Source organism: Microvirga zambiensis WSM3693, from assembly GCF_016735695.1.
Lineage (GTDB): Bacteria > Pseudomonadota > Alphaproteobacteria > Rhizobiales > Beijerinckiaceae > Microvirga > Microvirga zambiensis.
Map to the genome: position 1 here is coordinate 1 of NZ_JAERQD010000039.1, position 21,172 is coordinate 21,172.

A 21,172-nucleotide genomic window follows, 5' to 3' on the forward strand; every position below is an offset into this window, starting at 1 on the left:
CCAGGTTCACCAAAATGAATCACACCCATCCCGGTCCGAGAAATCACGAAAGAGTCAGACCTTCAGGGACTTGGTATAATAAGGCACTTAGCATGTCACTCATGTGAGAAGCTTCAGATTTGGGGAGGACCTGATGGGCGGCAAGCCCTCTCGGCGGCCACAGCGACAACAATATCTTCTCGGCATTTGTCGCAGAGCCATCAGTAATTGTGTTCGGCCTATGCCTTCGGCGAGCTCTGGCGGCTTATGATGTTCAAAGGCAGTCACTTCGACCGCTCGGTGATTCTGCTATGTGTCCGGTGGTATCTCGCTTACGGCCTGAGCCTCTTAAATCTCAAAGAGATGGTGGCCGGACGGGCCATCTTGGTCGATCACGTGACCATTCATAGACGGTCATCTGGTACCCGCCGGAACCGCTGGAGCGATTCAATTCACGTAAGCGAACCGTCACCGGATGGTGGCACGTTGATGAGACAAACATCAGGGTCAGAGGCCAGTGGCGATATCTCTTTCGAGCAATCAACAGCAACTCCGATACGGTAGATTTTAGTTCAGCGAGCGATGAATCTGACGGCCGCCAGGCGCATTCTATGCGAGGCTCCCAAGCGGCATAGCCGGTCAGAGCGAATTTTCGGTGACGGCAGCCAGACGGACCGCGAGACCGTCCTGCTATGCGATACGACAGAGCGAATTCAAGATCGATCGAGGCGAAAACTGAAGCCGATCCGGATCCTGCAAAGTGCCTACTTGAATAATCGCATCGAGCAGGATCAGCGCGCTGTCAAACGTCGAGTGCGGCCAACGCTCGGATTCAAGTCGATGGCATCCGCTTGGGCAATCCTGAGCCGCATCGAGATGGTCCACATGATGCGCAAGGAATAGGCGAAGTACGACCCCAGTTCGCCGCTATCCCGGCGACAGCCGCAGCACGCACCATCGCAAAGTCGCCTCACGTCACGCGAGACGACAATCCAACTTCTGGTTGCTTTCGGACCATTTGCCTCAAGTCTACTGCTGTGGCGGTCGTTTCTTATAGCGAACGTGTCCGTTGACAAGGACCCAAACTAGCGTAGGTTTCGTCCGGTTTACAAAACAGATCGGGCCGACGGAGGGTCTAAGCTTGGCTAGAGAGGAAATGCATCTCGCGGGCTTTCTCATTGCCGGCCCCGTTGTCCATAGCCATAGTTTGTGGCGCAATCCAAAGCATGACGTGCCGTTCCTATCGGCGCGCTACTACATGGACATTGCTCAGACACTGGAACGAGGCAAATTCGACCTCGTCTTCTTCGCCGATCGGCTTGGAATCGCCGACCGCTTCGGGAATGATAAAACGATCGGAATTCGGTATGGCGATCAGGACTCAACCCGGATGGATCCGGTGCCCGTCCTCAGCGCCATATCAGCTGTCACGGAACGGATCGGTTTAGGGGCCACCCGTTCTACCACCTATGACCTGCCGTACCACATCGCGCGCGAGTTCAGGACACTCGATCACCTCTCTGGCGGACGCGCCGCTTGGAACGTCGTCACGTCGATGAACGACGGAGAGGCGATGAATTTCGGCATCGAGAGCCATCTCGATCATGACCAGCGATACGACCGCGCCGATGAATTCCTCGAGGTGACCTGTAAGCTTTGGGACAGCTGGGAGCCTGGCGCGCTCATCTTGGATGCCGAGAAGGGCATCTACGCCGATCCCGAGAAGGTCCACTACGTCAACTACAACGGCACATATCTAAAATCGCGCGGACCCCTCAATATCCCAGCCAGTCCGCAGGGACGACCCGTGATCATCCAGGCCGGCTCCTCCGATAGAGGACGAACCTTCGCAGCTAAATGGGCTGAAGTTATCTTCAACATTTCGCCCAGTACCGAGCTGATGCGCCGCTTTACCCAAAGCATTCGTGAGGATTTGGCACAGGTTGGGCGCCCTGAGACCGCGTGCAAGGTTCTTCCTGCGGTGATGCCGTTCGTTGGCCAGACCGAGGCGGAAGCGCGTGAGAAGCGGGACGCCCATAACAGCCTTGTCGAACCCCTCGTGGGACTCTCAACGCTATCGGCCCATGCCAATGTGGATCTGTCGACGCTCGATCTGGATGCGCCCGTGAGCGAACTTCGCAGTTCCGGCACTCAGGGGAACATCGCCATGGTGTCACGCGTCGCCAAGGAAGAAGGCATGACTTTAAGGGATGCCGGGCGCCGATACGGCGAGAGTGTCATGGTCCCACAGCTCTGTGGCACGCCCAAACAGATCGCTGAAGAGCTCGCCGAAACCTTCCGGTCCGGTGCATCAGACGGCTTCGTGATCTCACCGGCCTTCCTGCCGGAATCCTTCACCGAGTTCGTGGATCTGGTTGTGCCTGAACTTCAGCGCCTCGGCGTCTACCGCAAGGACTACAACGGCAGCACCCTTCGCAGCCATCTCGGAATCTAAGCTCCTGTCAGCAGGAATGCTCCCGTTACCCATGCCGTGCCTCCGCCCGTGATTGGTCTCAGGCGTGCACAATCGGAAGGACATCAACGATGCTGAAACACCTGAATCCCATTAAAGCCGCTGTTTTCAGCGGACTGGTCTTTGCCATCGGCAGCATTCTGACGCCACCAGCGCAAGCACAAACGACAATTCCAGTCGGCATCTGTCAGAGCACGGCTCAAGGCCCTGCGAAGTTTGCCACCGCTCTCTGGAAAGGTGCCGAGCTCGTTCTCCAGTCCGCGAACGCTTCAGCGGGTACCGATAGTATCAAGCTTGAACCGGTTCCTGTCGATATTGGAAACAACGATCCGGCACAGGCCAGGCTCTCCTTCAATAAGGCCTTCCAGGTCAACAAGATCCAGGCCCTGATCTGCTGGGGCACCAACGTGATGGTGCAAAACGGCTCTCTGATCGACGAAGCGGGAGTTGCGGCCTTCACGACCTCCTCTGGCGTCAATGTGGTGAAAAGCTCAAAGCTGACCCAGCAGATCGAGGCGGTCACCACGCTCCAGTGTGCAGTGGCCGCAAAGCACGTCAAGGAGCGCTATCCGGACGTCAAGACCTTCGGCATCCTCTACGTGAACTATGAATTTGGTATCGAGATGCGCGACCAATGCGAAATCGAGTTCGGGAAAGTCGGCATCAAGCTCGTGGCTGCCGAAGGGCACCCCAATGCGCCTGCCGATCTCAGGGCACAAACCACCAAAATTCTCGAGGCCAAGCCGGATGCCATCTACTTGGCGCCGATCGGTGGCGGCACGGTTCCCCTCGGCATTCGCGCCGGCCGTGAGCTCGGATTCAAGGGACTCTTCATCACCTATACGGCCGGCGACACACCCGATGTTTACAACCTCAAGCTGGCCGAAAACAACTTCTTCTTCGTGAGTCATGACGTGCCTGAAGGGGCGCCCCAGTCGGTGCACGAGGCCACCAAATCGTACGGCGGGTACGTCGGTATGGGCTATGATTTCGCTTGGATTGTGACCTCTCTGGCCCAGCAGCTAAAGCAGGAGGGCAAGGAGATCTCAGGTCGCAACCTGATCACGAAACTGCGCGAGCTCCAGACGGTCAAGACCCCGGTCAATGAGTACCGCTTCCTGCCCGATGGCAACACCGTGCGTCCTCTCGCCCTGTTCAGCGTCGCTGGCGGCGGCCGCAAGCTGGAGCAGAGCCTGACTCCAAGCCAGCTTCAATAACACTGCGGACTGATGCTAACCGTGCCGGCGCAGGCTGGCACGGTTTTATGAGGTGTTGGCCGCAGCACTGACCAATCGCCACTTGAAGTGGCCTGGACCACCGGTATGTCACTTGTCCCCTATCTCATCAACGGAACTGCATTCGGGCTCAGCATTGCGCTGATTGCCTTGGCTCTCGCATTGATCTGGCGGACCGTCGGCATGATCGACTTCGGCCTCGCCGCCGTCTATCTCATTACTGCCTATACGGCCCTGATCCTAAAGACCCAGTTGGAGTGGCCCTTCCTGTGGTGTGCTGCAGGGGCTCTGATTGTGGCGCCGCTTGCGAGCATCGGAATTTACACCGCCGTGTACCGCCATTTCATCAAGCGCAATTCTGCTCTCTTCGTGCTCGTGCTGGTGGCCTTATGCCTGCACATTGCTGTCCAGCATATCCTCGCCGCCACCATGTCGGCACAGAAGTTTTTTCTGATCGACGACATCATCCCGGGCTGGGAAATCGGCGGAACGCGCCTCAACGCGGTCCAGATCACCAAAATGATCCTCAGCCTTGTCGCACTCGCCGGAGTGGCGTACTTCTGCCACCGCACGGGTCGCGGTAGAACTATCCTCGCCGTGGCCGACAACCGGACCTTGGCCCAGGGTATCGGGATCAGCACGGACGCGACTTACCGCTGGACGTACGGGATTGCGGGTCTCATCGTCGGCGCAGCCGTCGTTCCGGAGATAGCCGAGAACGGTGTCGACCCGTATATAGCCACCACGCCGGTGTTTCTCGGGATGGCAGCCATCATTGTGGGTGGGCTTGCCACCTTTACCAGCCCCGTCCTTGCCGCAGTGCTCCTGGGCATTTGCTTCCACTTGGCTGTCTGGGGGTTCTCGTCCAGCTGGCAGGAGGTCGTGACCTACGCCATCGTCATCGCGGTCCTGCTCCTGCGGCCCCAAGGATTGTTCGGCAGCTTCAGCCCTGTGCGCCAGCGGGCCTGATTGGCAGCCAACCCGGCACGAGGAATTCCATGGCCTACATCATCGACGTGCTGACCCTGACGGCAATCCTCATGATTGCAGTGCACGGTTACATGCTGATCAAGGGGTTGGGCGGGATGCTCCACCTGGGGCATGCCGTTTTCTATGGCTTGGGAGCCTATGGTGCTGCGATCGCAGGCACGCGCCTTCTACCGGCAGCCGGCTTTCCCGCGATGCTGCTCGCCGGCATATCCCTGGCTGCACTTGGGGGAGCCGTTGTGGCTTGGCCCGCGCTGCGCAACCGCGGGCGCTACTTCATGATTGTCACGTTTGCGGTGCAGCTGATCTTTGTGACGCTCGTCATCAATCTGCCGGTCACTGGAGGGCCAGACGGGATTTTATCTGTTCCTGGCTTGGCGTTCGGCTCCTGGCTATCGTCCAGCACCGGCCTCAACATAGGGTCAGTGGTCATCTCTTATCCTCAGGTGAAGCTGGCCGTCATGGTTGGCTTTGCCGCTCTATCCTTCTGGTTTTGTTATACGCTGATCCAGTCCCCTTACGGACGTCTGATACGGGCCGTCCGCGAGGATGACGTCGCCGTTGAGGCCTATGGGCGAGATACGATGCTGATCAAGGCCAGCGTCCTGGTGATTGGAGCAGGGCTTACGGGGCTTGCGGGCGCCCTGTTTGCCAGCCACTTCAACTATGTCGGTCCCACGCAGTTCGAACTCGATGCGACTGTGCTGTTTCTGGTCATGCTCATCGTCGGTGGCCAGTATAGTTTGCTGGGCGCAAGTGTCGGCGCGGTTCTCATCATGGCGCTCCTCGAATTGCTCCGCATTCTTCTCGACAACGTGTTGGGTGTGCCCTTTGATATGACTGCCCATTTGCGGCAGGTCTTCTTCGCGGTCGCGCTGATTGGCGTTCTGGCTATTCGCAGCACCGGCCTGATTGCGGAGCGTTTGCCCAAATACGTTCTGCCGACGCGCAGGGCAGGGGAGGCCGGAGAGACCATCCCGTCCACCGTTCCTGGTGCACACACCCCTGTTCCGGCACAGCCACATCCCGCAACCGGATCCCGGATGGACCAGCAGAGCGCTCCAGTTTTGACTTGCCGTGGTCTTCGCAAGTCCTTCGGAGGCGTCACAGCCGTCGCGGATGCAAGCCTCGATTTGTTTGATGGCAGGATCGTTGCCATCATCGGCCCCAACGGCGCCGGCAAGACCAGCACGTTCAACATCCTGAGCGGCGTCGAACAGAGCGATTCCGGCACCGCTTCGATCGGAGGGACATCGATCATCGGTCGGACCGCGGCAGAGATTGCTCGACTGGGCCTTGCACGTACCTTCCAGGATGTGCGGGTCTGGGGTCGGCTGAGTGCCATCGAGAATATCCTCGCCGCTCGAGCAAACCAACATGGGGCGACGGCGCTGGGATGGCTTGCCCACCCTGAGCGCTCAAGAAGAGACGAGATTGAAAACCTGGATGCCGCCTGGCGACTGCTAGAGCGGTTCGGCCTTGAGCAGCATGCCAATACGCCCGCAGGGCAACTGTCCTATGCGCAGCGCAAGATGTTGGCCCTGGCCCGGATTGATGCCTTCGCACCGCGGGTCATGCTCCTGGATGAGCCGACCTCCGGTGTTGATCCGCGCCGCCTCGGCACGTTCCTGGAGCATATCCGATCCTTTGCGGAGTGCGAAAACCGGGCGGTCTGTCTGGTTGAGCACAACATGACAGTGGTTCGTGATCTGGCCGACTGGGTCGTCTTCATGGAGGAAGGGAGGGTAATCGCGGCCGGTACGCCTGCTGACATCATCGGCAATCGAGATCTTATGCGGGTGTATCTCGGACACCGCGAACTGAAGGTGGCGTGATGCTGAAGGTTGAGCAACTCGTCAGCGGCTATGGAACCGACCCGATCCTGCGCGGGGTGACCTTCGAGGTTCCCGACCGTTCCATTACTGCCGTCTTCGGCCACAATGGCGCGGGTAAGTCGTCATTGGTCCGGGCCCTGATCGGCCTCATCCCGGTCTGGGAGGGGCGTCTCGTCCTCGGCGGGCGTGATCTCTCACCACTTTCCTCTCGTAGCCGCGTCGAGGCAGGAATTGCTGTGTCCTTTCAGGATGATTCCGTATTCCCGACCATGAGTGTCGAGAACAACTTGCGGCTGGGGGGACATGTTCGTCAGAGGGATAAGCGGTGGCTGAACGAGCGCCTCCGGCATGTCCTTGGCCTCTTTCCAAAGCTGGAGGGGCGCCTTCGGCAACCCGCCTACACCTTGAGTGGCGGCGAGCGGCGTATGCTTTCAATCGGCATGGCGCTGATGACAGATCCCAAACTTATCATTCTGGACGAACCGTCAACAGGATTGTCGCCGGGGATGACGGAGTTCGTCTTTCATTCTGTCCGAGACCTTCGCGACAAACTTGGGAAATGCGTCGTTCTCATCGAGCAGAATGTGCAGCAAGCTCTGACAGTTGCGGACAAGGCAGTGGTCCTGAAAACCGGCACGATCATCTTTGATGGCCCAGCCGATACGCTCGCCAATGATGAGAGCGAACTAGTGATGCTGTTCTGAAGCAATCATCCGCCGGTTCAGCAAGGGCATGCCAACAACCGGATTTGATGTGAACATCGAAGTTCTTGAGTTGAGATTGAAGCCCATGAATGTAAGCGCCGAACGCTTTGAGAGCCCAATCTCCCGATCCGCAGAACTTACTCCTCAGGGTGTGGTACGACATCGGCAGACGAGTTCAAGCAGGCCATGCGCCATTTGGCCGGAGGGGTGGCGATCATTGCAACCGAGCATGAAGGCAGCCGTGCAGGCCTCGCCGCAACAGCGGTCTGTTCAGTCTCCGCCGATCCGCCGACGATCCTGATTTGCATCAACTCCGGCGCGAGTGCTCACGAGCCTATTCACCAGAGCGGGTGTTTCTCCGTCAACCTGCTGGCCAGCGGCCACGATGACATGGCGCGGCGGTTCTCAGGGGAGACTGGCGTAAAGGGCGACGAGCGCTTCGCGACGGGCCAATGGGCGCCGCTCGTTACTGGAGCTCCTGTTCTTGAGAGTGCCCTTGCAGGCTTTGATTGCAGGGTGACCGAGGTGGTAACAATGTCCACGCACACCGTGTTCTTCGGAACTGTGGTCGGAATCGTCACCAAGGCAGCCGCGAGGCCTTTGATCTATGCCCATGGGACCTACGGCACCTTCTCCCCTGAGGGGGCCGGTTTATGGTGGTAAGGCTAGCGCTCAGAGTAGCGGCGCTGTTGTGACCGCATCCCATCTGACGACGATTACGCAGAACATCCGATCTAAGCTGCAATCAGCGACCATCTCAGCAGGATGACGAACGTGCACCAGCTCGGGAGCCATCGATCTGATCGCGTTTACCAGCACGGCGCAGGTGCGTCGGCTTCAGGAGGTCGCGCGGAAATTTACCACGGCGTCCGCACTTGATGTGGCGATGAACCGGATCGTCGTTGCTGCGATCGGCCCCGTTACCGCACAAGCCGTCGAGGAAGCTGGCTGGCCCGTAGGGGTGATGCCGCAGGACAGCTTCCACTTGAAGCCAATGATCGCTGCGCTGGGCAAAAGGCTGGCCGGAGAGGGCGGCCATACTCCTCTCACCTAAAGTTCTTATGCAGTGCATGAACACTGCACCCGACCGTTGCGTCTTGGTGCTCTCCACGCCACTGATCGGCGACATCTTCCATGGCGCTCCAACGCTCGATCAACTCTTCAGCGCCCGACCGAAAGACCTGATGCGGTATACTGGATTTGCCTCGGGCGCCGGTCTCGCGACCCTGCACCACTCGGGTGGCTACTCCTGCGTGTCGAAGAACTCGGTCACGGTGTATTCTTCCGGATTGTCACCCAGGCAAACGAAGTCCAGGTATTCCTCTGGCACGTCATCGAGGCTTCTGATCACTCGCGGCTTTTTCTCTCCGTCGACGTAAGGCAGCAGACTCTCCTCATCGGCTTCACCGTGATCCTGCGCCTCCAACGTCTGGAGAAGGCTGTCCACATCCTCGCAAGGACAAAAATCGCAGTGGGCTCCCCATCCGCAGTGACGTTGAGACGGTATAGCTTCATGTGCTGCAAGCCCTTCTGCAATTGTTCAGTTCCTGCAAATGCTCAACAGGGAAGCTGATGGGGTTAGATCCGGGTTAAAGAGCCTGGCCATACCTGACGTCGACTCGGTGCGTTCGGCAGACCGACTAATCGAACGCCGGTGTCGAAGCTATGGCCATCCCTCCACTCTGGTGCATCCAGGGGCTCATGGCGCCTGCAGCCGCTTCGACCTCGTGACGCTCAACCCAGATCCAGACTGCCAGATCAGCCTCGTGCGACCGGCGCGCCAGCCAATAGCTCTCCGGCGAGCACCGGCACACCTCCGGGTAAGGCCGCAGGAACTCAACCACTGTCGCCATGGCATCGTTATAAGCGCAAAAGCCTTCACCCGCGCAGCCACCATCCAGCGGCTGCCCGGACCGTCCGACGAGTTGCCATCGGACCCGATAGACCATTAGGAGCTCCCAGGCATCACGAGGCTTAAATTGGCATACCTTTCTGTCTTCCAACAGAGCTGACGCAATTGGCGACCACTGGATTAGAGATCGTTGTCGCTCGTCAGCTGGTTGGGCCTCAGGCCCTCGTCAGGTGGCCCAAAGCTACGCAAGCGAACGCCCGGCCCGTCACCTCCTGCTGCCTCGAGAAAGATCACACCCTGATCCTCCAGGGCAACCCGGATGGCAGCGACAGCGGCTGCGGAGGCACCCAGTTCATCATCTGCCTCAGCTCGCTTGATGGTCGGCAGGGACAGACACGCGCGTCCAGCGAGCTCAGTCTGGGATAATCCGAGGAGCGCTCGTCCGGCGCGAAGCTGTGCCGGGATGATGGGTCTCTCGTACATCACCATGATCCTTCTGCGAATCCGAAGGCATCACCCTGGCGTAGCTATGCCAAGGCGTCACGAAAGGCTCTCCGGGCAAGAATAAAGGTAGGACGGAGGCGTCCAAAGTGCATGCTGAGGTGTTCGGATCGAGCAATCCGCGCTGCAAATTTGCACTGAACATAGACCGAGGTCCGCGTGGCCGTCGCTGCAGCGGATTTCTCGCAGGGCGAGACAGGTCAGGGGGTGCCGATCAGAGCCCAAACGCCGCTGGAGCCGCTCCCCACAGCCACAGGGGCTTGCCAGGCGGCCGCGGCGTTCGCTCGCTTGAGCCGATCGGTACGATGATGGATGTCATTCCACCATAGATGACAACGTAGCCTTGACGCCTGAGATCGCGCTCGGCCTCGTTCAAGGTTTCAAGGAATGGGCGGAGAAAGTTCAGCATGCCAGCCTCAGAACAGGAGAGTCGCTTCGGCTAAGCAAGATCTATGCCCGCAGGCACTGAACCCGGTGCCCGTGCGGAGAAGCGAAGGGGCTGTTCCTCAGAATCCCCTCGCCATCGATGACAAACTGCGCTCTGGCAAGCCGATTTAGCGATCACCGAACCTGAGCAGCGATGATGCAAATACCCGGCCAGCCGCCGTTCGCCCAATCCTGAAGCGACCTACGTCTGATTGAGGTTCGCCCGCTGATTGTGGCTCACGCCGTGCTTGTCTCGGCGGGCTGGGACGATGTCGAAACCCTCGATGCAATAATGGCAGGGTCAAGCCTTACGAACCTCGGACCAGCCATAGCCAGCCGCCGCTCCAGTGCCTTAGGGCACAACTCTGCCGAGATCACGGCCGGCTCGAGTTTTTCCTTGAGCCGGTCGGGTCGTTGAGGCTGAACGAGATGCCTTGCTCGTGCGGTGTTCGCTGCCAATGATCAGCGTTGCTTTTCGTCCCGATTCTGATCTGAACCTTGCGGATTCCGACCTTGGTTCTGTTGTTCCTGCTGCTTCCGATCCTGGCCGCTCTGGTTCTGCTGATCCCGAGGTTGGCCCTGGTTCTTCTGATCCGCGCCCTGAGCGTTCCGGCCCTGGTTGTTCTGGCTTTGTTGATTTCGATCCTGGCCCTGATTGCCTTGGTCTTGCTGACGGTTCGTCATGGCGTGTCTCCTATCGCCGACGCCTCTGCAACGCGGCAGACGCCTCGCCCGCGGACCTTCGCGCCGAAGTAAGTGGCAAGCAAGCCTAAATTTTCATCTGGAACGTGTGGCTTGCATAAGCGTTATAAGAGCCCTCGTTTGGCATGAATGCTTCAGCTTACAGCGAGAATGCGTAACTCCCGTACAGTTTAGCTTGTTGGTCTTCTTGTGCCAATAAGCTTCGAGAGCGCCGGATCCCTGGGCAGACACTTGTTGCATGACAGGACCAAGCTCGGCATTCTCCGATCACTGGTGATACAGATGGGGGCCGTCGATGACGTATTGCGTCGGTGTTCTGGTGGAGCAAGGCCTGGTGCTGATTGCCGATACCCGCACCAATGCGGGGCTCGACGACATCTCCACCTACCGCAAGCTAACAACGCTGGCTGTTCCAGGAGAGCGCGTTCTGGTCCTCGCCAGTGCCGGCAATCTGTCCCTGTCACAGTCTGTCCTAGGGCTGCTGGCGGAGGGGCTACGCAACGACGAGACCAACGAGGCTGAAACGCTGCAGACCGTGCCGACGCTGTTCCAGGCCGCGCTGCTGATCGGCAGAGCCGTCAGGCAAGTGCGGGCAATGGAGCAGGAGGCCTTGGAGAAGGCGAGCCTCAGGTTCGACGTGACATTCCTGTTCGGCGGGCAGATTGCAGGCGGGCCAATGGAGCTCTACCTCGTCTACTCAGCCGGAAACTTCATTCGCTGCGGGTCGGATGCCCCCTATTTCCAGATCGACGAACACAAATACGGCAAGCCCATCCTGGATCGCGCGGTTCGCTACAACACGGATCTCTACGAGGCCCTGAAGATCAGCTTGATCTCAATGGACTCGACCATGCGCTCGAACATCGGGGTCGGGCTCCCGATTGATCTGGCGATTGCACGGCGGGACGCGCTCGCCTTTGAGGTTCTCCACCGCATCGAGCCGGGTGAGCCTTACTTCCATGACTTGAGCGAGCGCTGGTCGGCAGCCCTGCGGGCCGCCCACAAGAGCATTCCCCGTCCGCCTTATGGAGGGGAGCCGCTAGAGGGTCATTGAAGTCGACCCGGCTCACATCTTGCCATCGATTCTGCGCCGTTTTCCAGATCCATGCCGGGGCCTGTGAGGCGGGATGCCAACACGCCAGTAGCGACCGGCAGCTGGGGGCGCTCGGTTTCACAAGCATTGAAGTTGGTTACAACAAGGTTGTCGTGCTGTGTGGCGCAGGTAATCGAACCTGGTAATGCAGAAATCCGGCTGTGTCTGAGCCTGCGACAATTGTGCATTGCACAAAATGCCTTCTCTGTCGTTTGCTGTTCGGATGCTGGAGAGGGGGCAATGGATCACGAAAAAACCGCACCTGCTGAATGGTCCCGGCGACGGACGCGCCACGATCCTCCAGCGCTCGATGAGGCGATTGCAGCGGCCCAAGGTCTGACGGATCAGGTCGAAAGCCAAATCGAAATTGCCGCACAGCTGATCGGCCTGCCGGAGGAAGAGGTGAGAACCCATGTGCTGCTGGCGCCGGCTCACACCAGAAAAAGCCGAATAGTGCCCGCTCGAAATCGCCAGACAGAAATCGTGGTGATCAAGCGCAGAGGCTCTCGCATTCAAGGGAGCTGAGGTCCGAATAACGGACCCTTCATCTCAGCGCGCTACCTCTAGGTAACATCTGAAGACGACTGCAATAAGCCGATACAGGAAACACCAGGAAGGCTCCATTTTCATATGAGGAGCCATGACATGGTTTTGTTCTCGCTTTGTAAACTTGCTGCTGGCAATCTGCCGCCGCTGTCCATACACCTGGGGCGTCATCTGAGCTGGATCAAACACGAGCTCCTGCCGAGTGATGAGGAATGTGATGCGAAGTATCTCGCGTCAGCCTCGGATCGCCACGAGCTTGAGTTCCGCATACGAGAGCTGGATAAGAGCGGCCGGCAGAGACGCGGACCGTTTCGCCGCTTTTGATCAGACCGTCAAGCCCTGCGATGTTGGCGGAGACCTGTCTTGATCGCATATGTGGCGGTGGTCCTCGTATTGAGTGGAGGCATTGATGCGATGCTTCTTTCGCACATGGTGAGTTCGGACGCGTGCGATGGTCGGCCTGCTGTATCAACTTATGAGAGCATCGGTTCGACTGATGCGAGCGGTCGGACGCGAGGATGCACATGACGTACCCGCGAGCCGCGCTTCAGATCACTCTCAGGAAGACAAGTCGCCTCCAGCAAGGCTAATCCGATTGTCCGGTGCTTAAAATTGAGGCTCAATATGCCGATATTAGAAGCTGTCGCGAGCAACCCTTTTCCTCTGGATGGCCGTTACTGTCGCATAGTGTTCCAGCTTAGTGCGTGAGCTCGGGCCGTTATCATTTCGAGGGCGTCATGGCGTCGGTGTTCAATGAACTCGTCCCCTTGCTCGGGGTCATTTCCATCTTCATCGCGGTCTGCTCCCTGGAGGGAGCTTCTTAATTCGAGCCGGAGGCAAGGTCAGCCAGCCGCTAATTGTGAACTGTCGTGGAATTCGGCAATCCGGAGGAGCAAAGTGTGACTGCTGGAGAATTGTACAACGTCGGTCCGGGCGAGGAAACGCCATCATCCTGTATGGAATTGCCGGAGGATGAACTTCCACGGCAAGGGCTGATTGATGCGCTGGTCGACCTCGACCTGGATTATGAGCGGGAGCGGGAGATCCTCAGCCGGAGCTCGCTCGGTGCCGCGCTGAAAGCCCGATTACTTACAAAGCTCAGGGACCAGTACCGCATTACGCGGCAGCCCTACCTGCAGCAACTCGCTGCGCTATCAGAACTCGCCCGGAACTAGCTCGAGCCCCTCAGCCCGGAGGTTCGCAGAGACGAGAGCAGACGTCGCTTAAGACGCGCCGGAGCCAGCGAACGGAGCGTCTGAACACCAGGAACCCCGTGCCAAGCTCGATCCGCTCTCCGGAAAACCAGGCGCCGACACGTTGTGCGAATACCGGACATCCGAAAGTCTGGTCAAATCACTTCCTCGGTCATGACGCGAAAGTTGAGTAGAGCGCTGAGGCACTTCGAAGCGTCCTGTGATCGCGTCGGCTACATCAGCGACATCGGCCAACCCGGATCAACCAACCCACGTCGCCGCTAAACCGAAGCGTCAGATCCTGCACGATTACGGCCTTGTAAAAACAACGACTGCTGAAGCCAGTAGCCGATTTATTCCTTGATTTCATCGACCTGAGCTTTCGAACGCTCTCGAGTACGAGACGCTTCGCCGCGAACTGCCGCCGCATATCGAGACAGCCTATGACGGGCTTCAAATCGAGATGCTCTGAAGCACGCAACGACAGCCATCGTGGTAGCGCGGTCAGGGCACCCCATCCAGCACCCGTTGGATGATCCGCTGGAGCGCGTAGTCTAGCAACTTTCACTGGGAGCCCAGGTCCATCGGGCCAAAGCTCATCAGGTGACGTCTAGGCCCAGATCGAGGATGGGCGCGCTGTGGGTGATCCAGCCGGTGGAGATCAGATCCACGCCCGCCGCGGCGATGGCGGGTGCCGTGGCCACGGTGATCCGCCCCGAAGCTTCCGTGATAGCGCGCTGGTTCACTCGTCGAACGGCTTCTGTGAGCGTGTCCGCGCTCATGTTGTCGAGCAGGATCGCGTCAGTGCCGATCTCCAGCGCCTCATTCAACTGATCAAGGGTGTCGACCTCAATCTCGATCTTGACCAGATGGCCGACGGCGGCACGGGCTCGCTCAAGAGCTGGCCGGACGCCTCCAGCGATGGCGATGTGGTTGTCCTTGATCAGGACGGCGTCGTCGAGGCCAAAGCGATGGTTGGCTCCTCCGCCAGCCCGAACGGCGTGCTTCTCGAGCGACCGCAGTCCCGGCGTGGTCTTGCGCGTGCAGACGATCCGGGCATGTCCATGGGGCCGAATGGCTTCAACGAGCGCTGCGGTCGCTGTTGCAATGCCTGACATCCGGCAGAGCAGGTTGAGAGCCACACGTTCCGCCGAGAGTATGCTCCGGGCCGGACCTTCCAGGTGGAGAACGGCCTCTGCCCGTTCGACCCGACTGCCGTCGGGGCGGTCGACGGCGACCGCGACGGCAGGGTCGATCAGGGTGAAGGCCAGCAGCGCTGCATCCACGCCCGCGACCACACCGGGTTCACGGGCCACGATTGCCCCCCGCAGCCTAGCCGCTGCGGGAATGACGGCATCCGTCGTGATGTCGCCTGCCCGGCCCAGATCCTCGAGCAGGGCAGCGCGCACGATCGGCTCAATCAAAAGGCGCGGCAGCGGCGCCAAAATGCCTAGCGGGGTGAGGATCGGCTTCATGCGACTCTCCTGGCAGGTGCTGCCATTTCGTTGGCGATCTCGGCTGCGATGCGCAGCGCCCGATCGAGGGTGATCTCGGTATGCTGTTCCGGCATCAGGTGAGGGTGGTCGAGCCGCTGATGAGCACCTCGGCTCTCGTTTCGGCGGTAGGCGGCGGTTGCAATCAGCAGGCTGACCAAGGCACCATCGCGCTCGCCCGTTGCATGGGCCTCCTGGGTGAGCGCGTTGAAGTGGCGAATGGCCTGCTGCAGCCCGGCCGCTTCGCGGAGCACACCAACGTGCCGATCCATGCCCGAGCGGATCTGCCGCAGATCCAGAGACGGCTGTCCACCCGATTTGTATTGACGCCTTACAGGAGGTGAGAGGGGCTGGCTCGCAGGCAACCGGGATGCCGATCCCTCAATATCGTCAGCAATCCAGGCCGCATAGGCCAGCGCCTCGAGAAGCGAGTTGCTTGCCAGCCGGTTGGCCCCGTGCAGGCCGGTTGAGGCGACTTCGCCACAGGCCCAGAGCCCATCGACAGAGCTACGACCCTGATGGTCCACCTTGATCCCGCCCATGTGGTAATGGGCGGCCGGGCGCACTGGGATCGGGTCGCGCACCGGATCGATGCCGGCACCCCGGCACAAAGCCGTCACGCCGGGGAATTTCCTGGTGATGTGTTCCCCGAGTGCAGGACGGGTGTCGAGGTACACGCCCTCACCCGCGCGGATCTGGGCAAAGATCGTCCGCGCGACCACATCGCGCGGCGCCAGTTCCGCTCCGGGAATGTCTTGCATGAAGCGCTCGCCACGGCCGTTGACGAGCACAGCACCTTCGCCGCGCAGGGCCTCGGTGGCCAGCGGCATCGGATCAAGATCAGCCACGATGGCCGTGGGATGGAACTGAACGAATTCGAGATCGCGCAACACCGCCCCTGCCCGGGCTGCCAGCGCCAGACCTCCACCCTGGGCACTGAGGGGATTGGTGGTATGGGCGTAAAGGCCTCCGATCCCGCCTGTTGCCAGCACCACGGCCCGGCCGAGGACTAGGACAGGTTCAGCGCCAGTATCGGGTCCGACGCAGAACACGCCGGCCACCGCGCCATTGGCGTCGAGCGCCAAATTGGTGACGCGGCGGTTTTCCATGATCTGGATGGAGGGAGCGCTCCTGGCGGCTTGGATGAGGGTCTCCAGAACCCTTTTGCCGGTTCTGTCCCCATCGGCATGAACGATCCGCCGGCGGGAGTGGGCAGCTTCCAGTCCCAGGATCAATTGTGCATCAGACCCGGCTCGATCAAAGCCGGCGCCTTGAGCAATCAGCCATTCGATGCAGGATGTCGCGGCTTCTGTGACACGAGCCGCCACATCGGGATCGCTGAGACCAGCGCCGGCCTGCAGGGTATCGGCGGCATGCAGGGCGGGGTGGTCGTCGTCCCCGAGAGCAGCCGCAATCCCACCCTGCGCCAGAGGCGTGGAGGCGTGCTGCCCAAGAGGGGAGGCGACCAGCAAGGTCACGGGCAGCGGCGCCAGTTGCAGGGCTGTCGCCAGCCCCGCGATGCCGCCACCCACGATCACGACACGATCATGCGGATGGGTTGTTCTCATGGCTAGCCCTCAGCGCACAGAAAGCATGCGCTCGACGGCCAGCCCGGCCCGCTCGGCCACTGCCGGATCGATCATGACCTCGTGCTGACGTGTTTCGAGAGCCCGCCGGATCTTGGGCAGGGTGATGCGCTTCATGTGCGGGCACAGATTGCAGGGCCGCACGAACTCAACCTCCGGATAGAGAGCCGCCACGTTGTCGCTCATCGAGCACTCCGTCAGGAGGGCAACCCGGGCCGGGCGCTTCTCGCCGACGAAGTCCGCCATGCCGGCCGTCGATCCAGCATAGTCCGCCGCTGCCACCACCTCCGGTGGCGCCTCCGGATGGGCCAGCACCACGACATCCGGATAGCTCTGACGCACTTCACGGATATCCTCCGCGGTGAAGCGCTCATGCACCTCGCAGTGGCCGGCCCAGGTGATGATCTCGACGTCAGGAACAAGAGCAGCCGTGTTCTGGGCCAGGAACTCGTCCGGCAGCATGATCACCCGATTGACGCCCAGCGATTCGATGACCTTCTTGGCGTTGCCTGAGGTGCAGCAGATGTCCGACTCGGCCTTTACCGCCGCAGAGGTGTTCACGTAGGTGACGACAGGAACGCCCGGGTAGCGTGCCCGCAACCCGCGCACATCCTCTGCTGTGATCGACTCGGCCAGGGAACAGCCGGCCTCAGCGTCGGGAATGAGCACCGTCTTGTCCTGATTGAGCAGTTTGGCGGTCTCCGCCATGAAGTGCACGCCGGCGAGCACGATCACATCGGCGTCCGTGGTCACCGCTTCTCGCGCCAACGCGAGACTGTCGCCGACGATATCAGCCACCGTATGGAAGATCTCGGGCGTCTGGTAGTTATGGGCGAGGATGACTGCATTGTGCTCGCGCTTGAGCGCAAGGATGGCCTCAATATCGTGGGCGAACACGGGCCATTCCATCGCCGGAACGTGATGCCGCACGCGGGCGTAGAGATCGGGCAGGGGCAGCGACGCAGGCGCCATCACAGCAGCAGCGGACATTGGAGCCTCCTATGCTCGCGACGAGCATTAATGAGTCATATTTATGCTCGACTAGAGCATTATACGGTAACAAGAAAGCCGGCTGGATAGCCGGCACATGAGTAATGCTAGACACGAGTATAAGCCCGCGTCAAGCTATTTTCGGCGTCCTCGGGATCACCGTAAGCGGGGCAACCGCACGCCAGGGGCCGGGCGCTCGATCAGAACCTCGCGCCGGAAGCGCACCAGCCGGGCCGGGCGCCCGCCTGTCTCGGTCGTGACCTCGCCGGTTTCCTCCACCAGCCCCTGCACCTCGACCAGGCGCCGGAAGTTCTGCTTGTGAAGCCGAACGCCCGACAGAGCCTCGACCGTCTTCTGGAGTTCAAGCAGGGTGAAGGAGGCCGGCATCAGCTCGAAGATCACTGGCCGGTACTTGATCTTGCCGCGCAGGCGGCCGATGGCTGTCGCCAGAATCCGCCGGTGGTCCAGTGCCATCGGGAGACCGGGCGCCAGCCGCACCTTCGACGGGACAGGTGGCTGGGTGTCGCGGAGAGCCTCGGGAACGAGGCCGGCCTCAAACAGCAGTTCGTAGCGCTCGAGAACCCGCTCGTCGGACCAGCCCTCGGCCTCAAATCCGAACGTGAGCTCGATCCGCTCCTCGCGGAGTTGTCGAAGAGGTTTGCCGCCTGCTCGCGCCCAGACCTTCAGGCGCGGCTTGATCACATCGAGGGCCTTGGGTCGGCCCTCGCGCCAATCCTCCCACGGCAGATAGCTGTACCAGTTCCGCCAGGCGGCATGCGCCAAGCCTGCCGGCCGGGCTTCGCGCACGAGCGCCAGATAGGCGATGGACAGAGCATGCCCCGCGCCTGAGGCATCGGCCTCAGTCCGGTCGCGATCACCAAAGGTGTAGAGCTGCTCGACATAGCCCAAGGTCAGCTGGGTCTGCTCGGCCACCCAGGTCCGCAGCCCCATCTCCAGGGTGCGATGCTCCGACTGCAGGGGACCTGAAGGCAGGCCGTCGGGCTGCTGTGGAGTGGCCCGCACCGTGAGGACCCGCGGCTCGTCCGGCGTGGCCGCCATGATGACGGCACTGAGGTCGACAGTTGGCGCCACATGAGGCTGCGCGCGGGTCTTTGGTCGTCGGGAGGAAGAGGCCATGGATACTCGGGAGGCGCACAAGACACGGGAGAACCACGATAGGTCGCTGGATCCCCTCGGTCGAGACGAACTTTCGATGTGGCGAGGTATCCCGCCTTCAGGCGCTTTGGATCGTCCGTGATGCCGAACGTGGAGCAGCCACACGAAATGAGACGAGATCGGGTGAAGCAGGCTTCGGCGTTTCGCAGATCATGACGCGGAGTGCTCAAGGCTCGCTCATGACGGGCAACTGGCCGACGGCAACCAGGCTTTTCCGCATGGCGGCGGGAGAGGCGGAACGGGGAGGCCGCACGCCTGAATCCCGCTTTCCGATCGGCTGCGGCAATTGTGCAACGCACAAATTTCCGCTCTGGGCGTTGTCCTCTCGGTCAAGGGGAACTGGTCAGATGGATCGCAAGCCAACAGCCACCGAGTGGAGCCGTCGACGAACGCGCCATGATCCACCGGTGCTGAAGGAAGCTATTGCGGCTGCTCAGGGTCTGACAGGGCACATCGAGGATCAGGTTGAGATTGCAGCGCAGTTGATGGGCCTGCCAGAGGCTGAGGTTCGGCCGGAGGTGCTGAAGGCAGCAGAAGGTGCTACCGGAGTGGCAGGCGCGGCTCGCGCCCGCCCGCGTGAGACCAAAGTGATAGTTGTCGAGCGCAGAGGCCCTCGGGTTCCGCGACGATGACGGCAGCCCTCGTTTCCAGGCAGGCGAACTTCGAAACAGCGAGGCCGCTTCAACGGGAGCCTCAAGCCCACGATCGGCCTCGAAACACTACAACACGTTCACTCTTCGACAGGGAGCCAATCGATGATCCTCTTCCCCTTGCAGGCGCCTCACAGCTGCATCATTCGGCGAGGGTCATTCCGCGAAGTTCGTTTCACAAGGCAGGCTGCACGATGATGCGGCGGGTCGTGGGTCCCAGACCAACACCGAGTGTCCTGGTTGATCGCATTCTGCTGGCCACCGTCCTGACAGCTGGCAGTGTCGCTCTGCTGTTGTGCGCGCAGCTGCCGTAGCAAGTCATGCACTCGGTCCAATCCATCTTACAGAACCGTGAGACTGGCAGTCCCGGCATAAGGTCCTATCTGCTCGCAGGATCGTCATTTGGAGCGTGTCATGTCAGACCATGTCTACAAGGTGGTCGAACTCGTCGGTTCGTCTGAGAGCAGCATTGAGGATGCGATCCAGACCGCGATCAAGCGTGCCGGCCAGACATTGAGAAATCTGCACTGGTTCGAGGTCGTGCAGACCCGCGGGCATATCGAGAACGGCGAGATCCGGCACTATCAGTACTCGAGGCCAGCGTTACTCTGGATGACGAGTCTCCATAGCAACATATACTAGCAATTGCCTAGAAGCGAAACGTTCCAACATAATTGAAAAGGCGAGATGGATCGAACGTGCTGGCGACGGCGCAGTTCAGTCCGATTGTTCGTCACTCAGAACAAGGGCTGACACCCGAGCCAACTCCGGAAATCAAGCAATTTCAGCATGATGCAGCCAAACTAGCTGCTAAGCTTCCGTAATATTGACAATCAGTTCTTTATAAAGGATCATACGTTCTGTTTGATGAACACTAGGCATAGGCCATGGCCGCGACGGCAGAAATCATTGATCTCAACGAAGTGAGGCGCCAGCGCCAAGTGCTAACGCAGCCCGTGGCGCCGATGCCGACCGTTGTGCCCGGTACTTGGGTTGCAGTATGGTTCTTTGTGCCCGTCTGGGTAGGGAATGCCTGGCTAATGAATCGGTAAGACGAGGTGTCGCCGTGGGAGATGTACCAAAGGATCATCTCGCCGGCGTTGCGCATGAACCCGAGAGCGATCTCGAGAGTGAGGCTCAGGAACTTGCTGACATCGTCAGCAGCAATCTCAAGCGGTTACGACGATCGCGCGGTCACTCTTTAGAGCGCCTTGCGAATCTTTCTGGCGTCAGCCGTGCCATGCTAAGCCAGATTGAGCTAGGGCGAAGCGTCCCGACGATTTCATTGTTGTGGAAGGTGGCGCGAGCACTCAACGTTCCATTTTCGGCGCTGACAAGCCCAAGTAGCGGCAGCGGCACGGTTGTCATGCGCTCGAAGAACGCAAAGATCCTCACCTCTGCAGACGGAAGCTTCACCTCGAGGGCATTGTTTCCCTTCGAAGCGGAGCGGCGTGTCGAATTTTACAAGCTCACCCTTTCAGCACAGTCACAGGAAGACGCAGTTGCCCACGCGGCGGGAACGATTGAGAACCTTACCGTCGTAGTCGGTGATGTGGAGATCGAGGTCAACGGCTCCGTTTACAGTCTCCATGCGGACGACTCGATCATCTTCCAAGCTGACGTGCCGCACATCTACCGGAATCCCGGCCACGTGATGGCGATCATGTATCTGGTGATGTCATACGTCGAGACGGTCGGATAGTTCATTCCGCCTATCCGGATCGGGCGGCACCACCTTTCGAAGCCGATGG

General features: G+C 60.1%; 21 protein-coding genes and 1 pseudogene. 14 read left to right on the forward strand and 8 right to left on the reverse strand.

From position 1 onward, the window contains the following. Window positions 1–249: 249 nt before the first annotated feature. From JKL46_RS23735 to JKL46_RS23770, 8 genes and pseudogenes are all read left to right on the forward strand, one after another. Window positions 250–876, forward strand: a pseudogene (locus tag JKL46_RS23735) (IS6 family transposase); the annotation flags it as partial. Between the two features lie 259 nt (window positions 877–1,135). Further along, window positions 1,136–2,434, forward strand: coding sequence for an LLM class flavin-dependent oxidoreductase (locus tag JKL46_RS23740; protein ID WP_201838042.1), 1,299 nt, complete (start codon window positions 1,136–1,138; stop codon window positions 2,432–2,434). 89 nt (window positions 2,435–2,523) lie between these two features. Beyond that, complete coding sequence (locus tag JKL46_RS23745) at window positions 2,524–3,669, forward strand: ABC transporter substrate-binding protein (protein WP_201838044.1); 1,146 nt, start codon at window positions 2,524–2,526, stop codon at window positions 3,667–3,669. Between the two features lie 105 nt (window positions 3,670–3,774). Then, window positions 3,775–4,656, forward strand: a complete 882-nt coding sequence (locus JKL46_RS23750) for a branched-chain amino acid ABC transporter permease (RefSeq protein WP_201838046.1) — start codon at window positions 3,775–3,777, stop codon at window positions 4,654–4,656. Between the two features lie 29 nt (window positions 4,657–4,685). Beyond that, a complete protein-coding gene (locus tag JKL46_RS23755) occupies window positions 4,686–6,509 on the forward strand; it encodes a branched-chain amino acid ABC transporter ATP-binding protein/permease (protein ID WP_201838048.1) in 1,824 nt (607 codons plus the stop codon). Next, the gene (locus tag JKL46_RS23760; RefSeq protein ID WP_201838050.1) at window positions 6,509–7,213 is read left to right on the forward strand and encodes an ABC transporter ATP-binding protein; all 705 of its coding nucleotides are present in this window, start codon (window positions 6,509–6,511) and stop codon (window positions 7,211–7,213) included. Before JKL46_RS23755 ends, JKL46_RS23760 begins: the two co-directional genes overlap by 1 nt. 186 nt (window positions 7,214–7,399) lie before the next feature. Then, a complete protein-coding gene (locus tag JKL46_RS23765) occupies window positions 7,400–7,876 on the forward strand; it encodes a flavin reductase family protein (protein ID WP_201838052.1) in 477 nt (158 codons plus the stop codon). Between the two features lie 163 nt (window positions 7,877–8,039). Beyond that, the gene (locus JKL46_RS23770; RefSeq protein WP_343074105.1) at window positions 8,040–8,267 is read left to right on the forward strand and encodes a uroporphyrinogen-III synthase; all 228 of its coding nucleotides are present in this window, start codon (window positions 8,040–8,042) and stop codon (window positions 8,265–8,267) included. 189 nt (window positions 8,268–8,456) lie between these two features. Here JKL46_RS23770 and JKL46_RS23775 read toward each other — a convergent pair whose 3' ends face one another. The 4 genes from JKL46_RS23775 to JKL46_RS23790 form a co-directional block, all read right to left on the reverse strand. After that, window positions 8,457–8,660 (reverse strand): hypothetical protein, encoded by a 204-nt coding sequence (locus tag JKL46_RS23775; protein ID WP_201838054.1) that lies wholly within the window; start codon window positions 8,658–8,660, stop codon window positions 8,457–8,459. Between the two features lie 193 nt (window positions 8,661–8,853). Continuing rightward, window positions 8,854–9,066 carry a hypothetical protein gene (locus tag JKL46_RS23780; protein WP_201838056.1) on the reverse strand — a complete coding sequence of 71 codons (213 nt, stop codon included), beginning with the start codon at window positions 9,064–9,066 and terminating at the stop codon, window positions 8,854–8,856. 179 nt (window positions 9,067–9,245) lie between these two features. Beyond that, a complete protein-coding gene (locus JKL46_RS23785; protein WP_201838058.1) occupies window positions 9,246–9,548 on the reverse strand; it encodes a helix-turn-helix domain-containing protein in 303 nt (100 codons plus the stop codon). Window positions 9,549–10,454: 906 nt separating this feature from the next. Beyond that, window positions 10,455–10,676: a hypothetical protein gene (locus tag JKL46_RS23790; protein ID WP_201838060.1), complete on the reverse strand. Its 222-nt coding sequence runs from the start codon at window positions 10,674–10,676 to the stop codon at window positions 10,455–10,457. 313 nt (window positions 10,677–10,989) lie between these two features. Between JKL46_RS23790 and JKL46_RS23795 the strand changes: the two genes are divergently transcribed. From JKL46_RS23795 to JKL46_RS23810, 4 genes are all read left to right on the forward strand, one after another. Continuing rightward, a complete protein-coding gene (locus JKL46_RS23795; protein WP_201838062.1) occupies window positions 10,990–11,748 on the forward strand; it encodes a proteasome-type protease in 759 nt (252 codons plus the stop codon). A 279-nt stretch (window positions 11,749–12,027) separates the two neighbouring features. Next, window positions 12,028–12,312, forward strand: a complete 285-nt coding sequence (locus tag JKL46_RS23800) for a hypothetical protein (protein WP_201838064.1) — start codon at window positions 12,028–12,030, stop codon at window positions 12,310–12,312. 120 nt (window positions 12,313–12,432) lie between these two features. Then, window positions 12,433–12,657 (forward strand): DUF3563 family protein, encoded by a 225-nt coding sequence (locus JKL46_RS23805; RefSeq protein ID WP_201838066.1) that lies wholly within the window; start codon window positions 12,433–12,435, stop codon window positions 12,655–12,657. Window positions 12,658–13,202: 545 nt separating this feature from the next. Next, window positions 13,203–13,508 carry a hypothetical protein gene (locus JKL46_RS23810; RefSeq protein ID WP_201838068.1) on the forward strand — a complete coding sequence of 102 codons (306 nt, stop codon included), beginning with the start codon at window positions 13,203–13,205 and terminating at the stop codon, window positions 13,506–13,508. Window positions 13,509–14,125: 617 nt separating this feature from the next. On the opposite strand, the gene nadC is transcribed toward JKL46_RS23810, so the two are convergent. The 4 genes from nadC to JKL46_RS23830 all read right to left on the reverse strand — a co-directional run bounded on the left by nadC (window position 14,126) and on the right by JKL46_RS23830 (window position 18,732). After that, entirely contained in the window at window positions 14,126–15,001 is an 876-nt protein-coding gene (gene nadC / locus JKL46_RS23815) for a carboxylating nicotinate-nucleotide diphosphorylase (RefSeq protein ID WP_201838070.1), read from the reverse strand. Then, window positions 14,998–16,587, reverse strand: coding sequence for an L-aspartate oxidase (locus JKL46_RS23820; protein ID WP_201838072.1), 1,590 nt, complete (start codon window positions 16,585–16,587; stop codon window positions 14,998–15,000). The genes nadC and JKL46_RS23820 overlap by 4 nt, the downstream gene beginning before the upstream one ends. A gap of 9 nt (window positions 16,588–16,596) precedes the next feature. After that, window positions 16,597–17,595 (reverse strand): quinolinate synthase NadA, encoded by a 999-nt coding sequence (nadA, locus tag JKL46_RS23825; RefSeq protein WP_201838074.1) that lies wholly within the window; start codon window positions 17,593–17,595, stop codon window positions 16,597–16,599. A gap of 156 nt (window positions 17,596–17,751) precedes the next feature. Continuing rightward, window positions 17,752–18,732: an NUDIX hydrolase gene (locus JKL46_RS23830; RefSeq protein WP_201838076.1), complete on the reverse strand. Its 981-nt coding sequence runs from the start codon at window positions 18,730–18,732 to the stop codon at window positions 17,752–17,754. 1,103 nt (window positions 18,733–19,835) lie between these two features. Here JKL46_RS23830 and JKL46_RS23835 point away from each other — a divergent pair. Both JKL46_RS23835 and JKL46_RS23840 read left to right on the forward strand, forming a co-directional pair. Then, window positions 19,836–20,063: a dodecin gene (locus tag JKL46_RS23835; protein ID WP_201838078.1), complete on the forward strand. Its 228-nt coding sequence runs from the start codon at window positions 19,836–19,838 to the stop codon at window positions 20,061–20,063. A 424-nt stretch (window positions 20,064–20,487) separates the two neighbouring features. Next, the gene (locus JKL46_RS23840) at window positions 20,488–21,123 is read left to right on the forward strand and encodes a helix-turn-helix domain-containing protein (RefSeq protein WP_343074106.1); all 636 of its coding nucleotides are present in this window, start codon (window positions 20,488–20,490) and stop codon (window positions 21,121–21,123) included. Window positions 21,124–21,172 lie beyond the last annotated feature (49 nt).

Coding starts and splice junctions, on each gene's coding strand:
- JKL46_RS23740 (WP_201838042.1), top strand. CDS start 1,136: ATGCATCTCGCGGGCTTTCTCATTGCCGGCCCCGTTGTCCATAGCCAT.
- JKL46_RS23745 (WP_201838044.1), top strand. CDS start 2,524: ATGCTGAAACACCTGAATCCCATTAAAGCCGCTGTTTTCAGCGGACTG.
- JKL46_RS23750 (WP_201838046.1), top strand. CDS start 3,775: ATGTCACTTGTCCCCTATCTCATCAACGGAACTGCATTCGGGCTCAGC.
- JKL46_RS23755 (WP_201838048.1), top strand. CDS start 4,686: ATGGCCTACATCATCGACGTGCTGACCCTGACGGCAATCCTCATGATT.
- JKL46_RS23760 (WP_201838050.1), top strand. CDS start 6,509: ATGCTGAAGGTTGAGCAACTCGTCAGCGGCTATGGAACCGACCCGATC.
- JKL46_RS23765 (WP_201838052.1), top strand. CDS start 7,400: ATGCGCCATTTGGCCGGAGGGGTGGCGATCATTGCAACCGAGCATGAA.
- JKL46_RS23780 (WP_201838056.1), bottom strand. CDS start 9,066: ATGGCGACAGTGGTTGAGTTCCTGCGGCCTTACCCGGAGGTGTGCCGG.
- JKL46_RS23785 (WP_201838058.1), bottom strand. CDS start 9,548: ATGTACGAGAGACCCATCATCCCGGCACAGCTTCGCGCCGGACGAGCG.
- JKL46_RS23790 (WP_201838060.1), bottom strand. CDS start 10,676: ATGACGAACCGTCAGCAAGACCAAGGCAATCAGGGCCAGGATCGAAAT.
- JKL46_RS23795 (WP_201838062.1), top strand. CDS start 10,990: ATGACGTATTGCGTCGGTGTTCTGGTGGAGCAAGGCCTGGTGCTGATT.
- JKL46_RS23800 (WP_201838064.1), top strand. CDS start 12,028: ATGGATCACGAAAAAACCGCACCTGCTGAATGGTCCCGGCGACGGACG.
- JKL46_RS23805 (WP_201838066.1), top strand. CDS start 12,433: ATGGTTTTGTTCTCGCTTTGTAAACTTGCTGCTGGCAATCTGCCGCCG.
- nadC (WP_201838070.1), bottom strand. CDS start 15,001: ATGAAGCCGATCCTCACCCCGCTAGGCATTTTGGCGCCGCTGCCGCGC.
- JKL46_RS23820 (WP_201838072.1), bottom strand. CDS start 16,587: ATGAGAACAACCCATCCGCATGATCGTGTCGTGATCGTGGGTGGCGGC.
- nadA (WP_201838074.1), bottom strand. CDS start 17,595: ATGTCCGCTGCTGCTGTGATGGCGCCTGCGTCGCTGCCCCTGCCCGAT.
- JKL46_RS23830 (WP_201838076.1), bottom strand. CDS start 18,732: ATGGCCTCTTCCTCCCGACGACCAAAGACCCGCGCGCAGCCTCATGTG.
- JKL46_RS23835 (WP_201838078.1), top strand. CDS start 19,836: ATGTCAGACCATGTCTACAAGGTGGTCGAACTCGTCGGTTCGTCTGAG.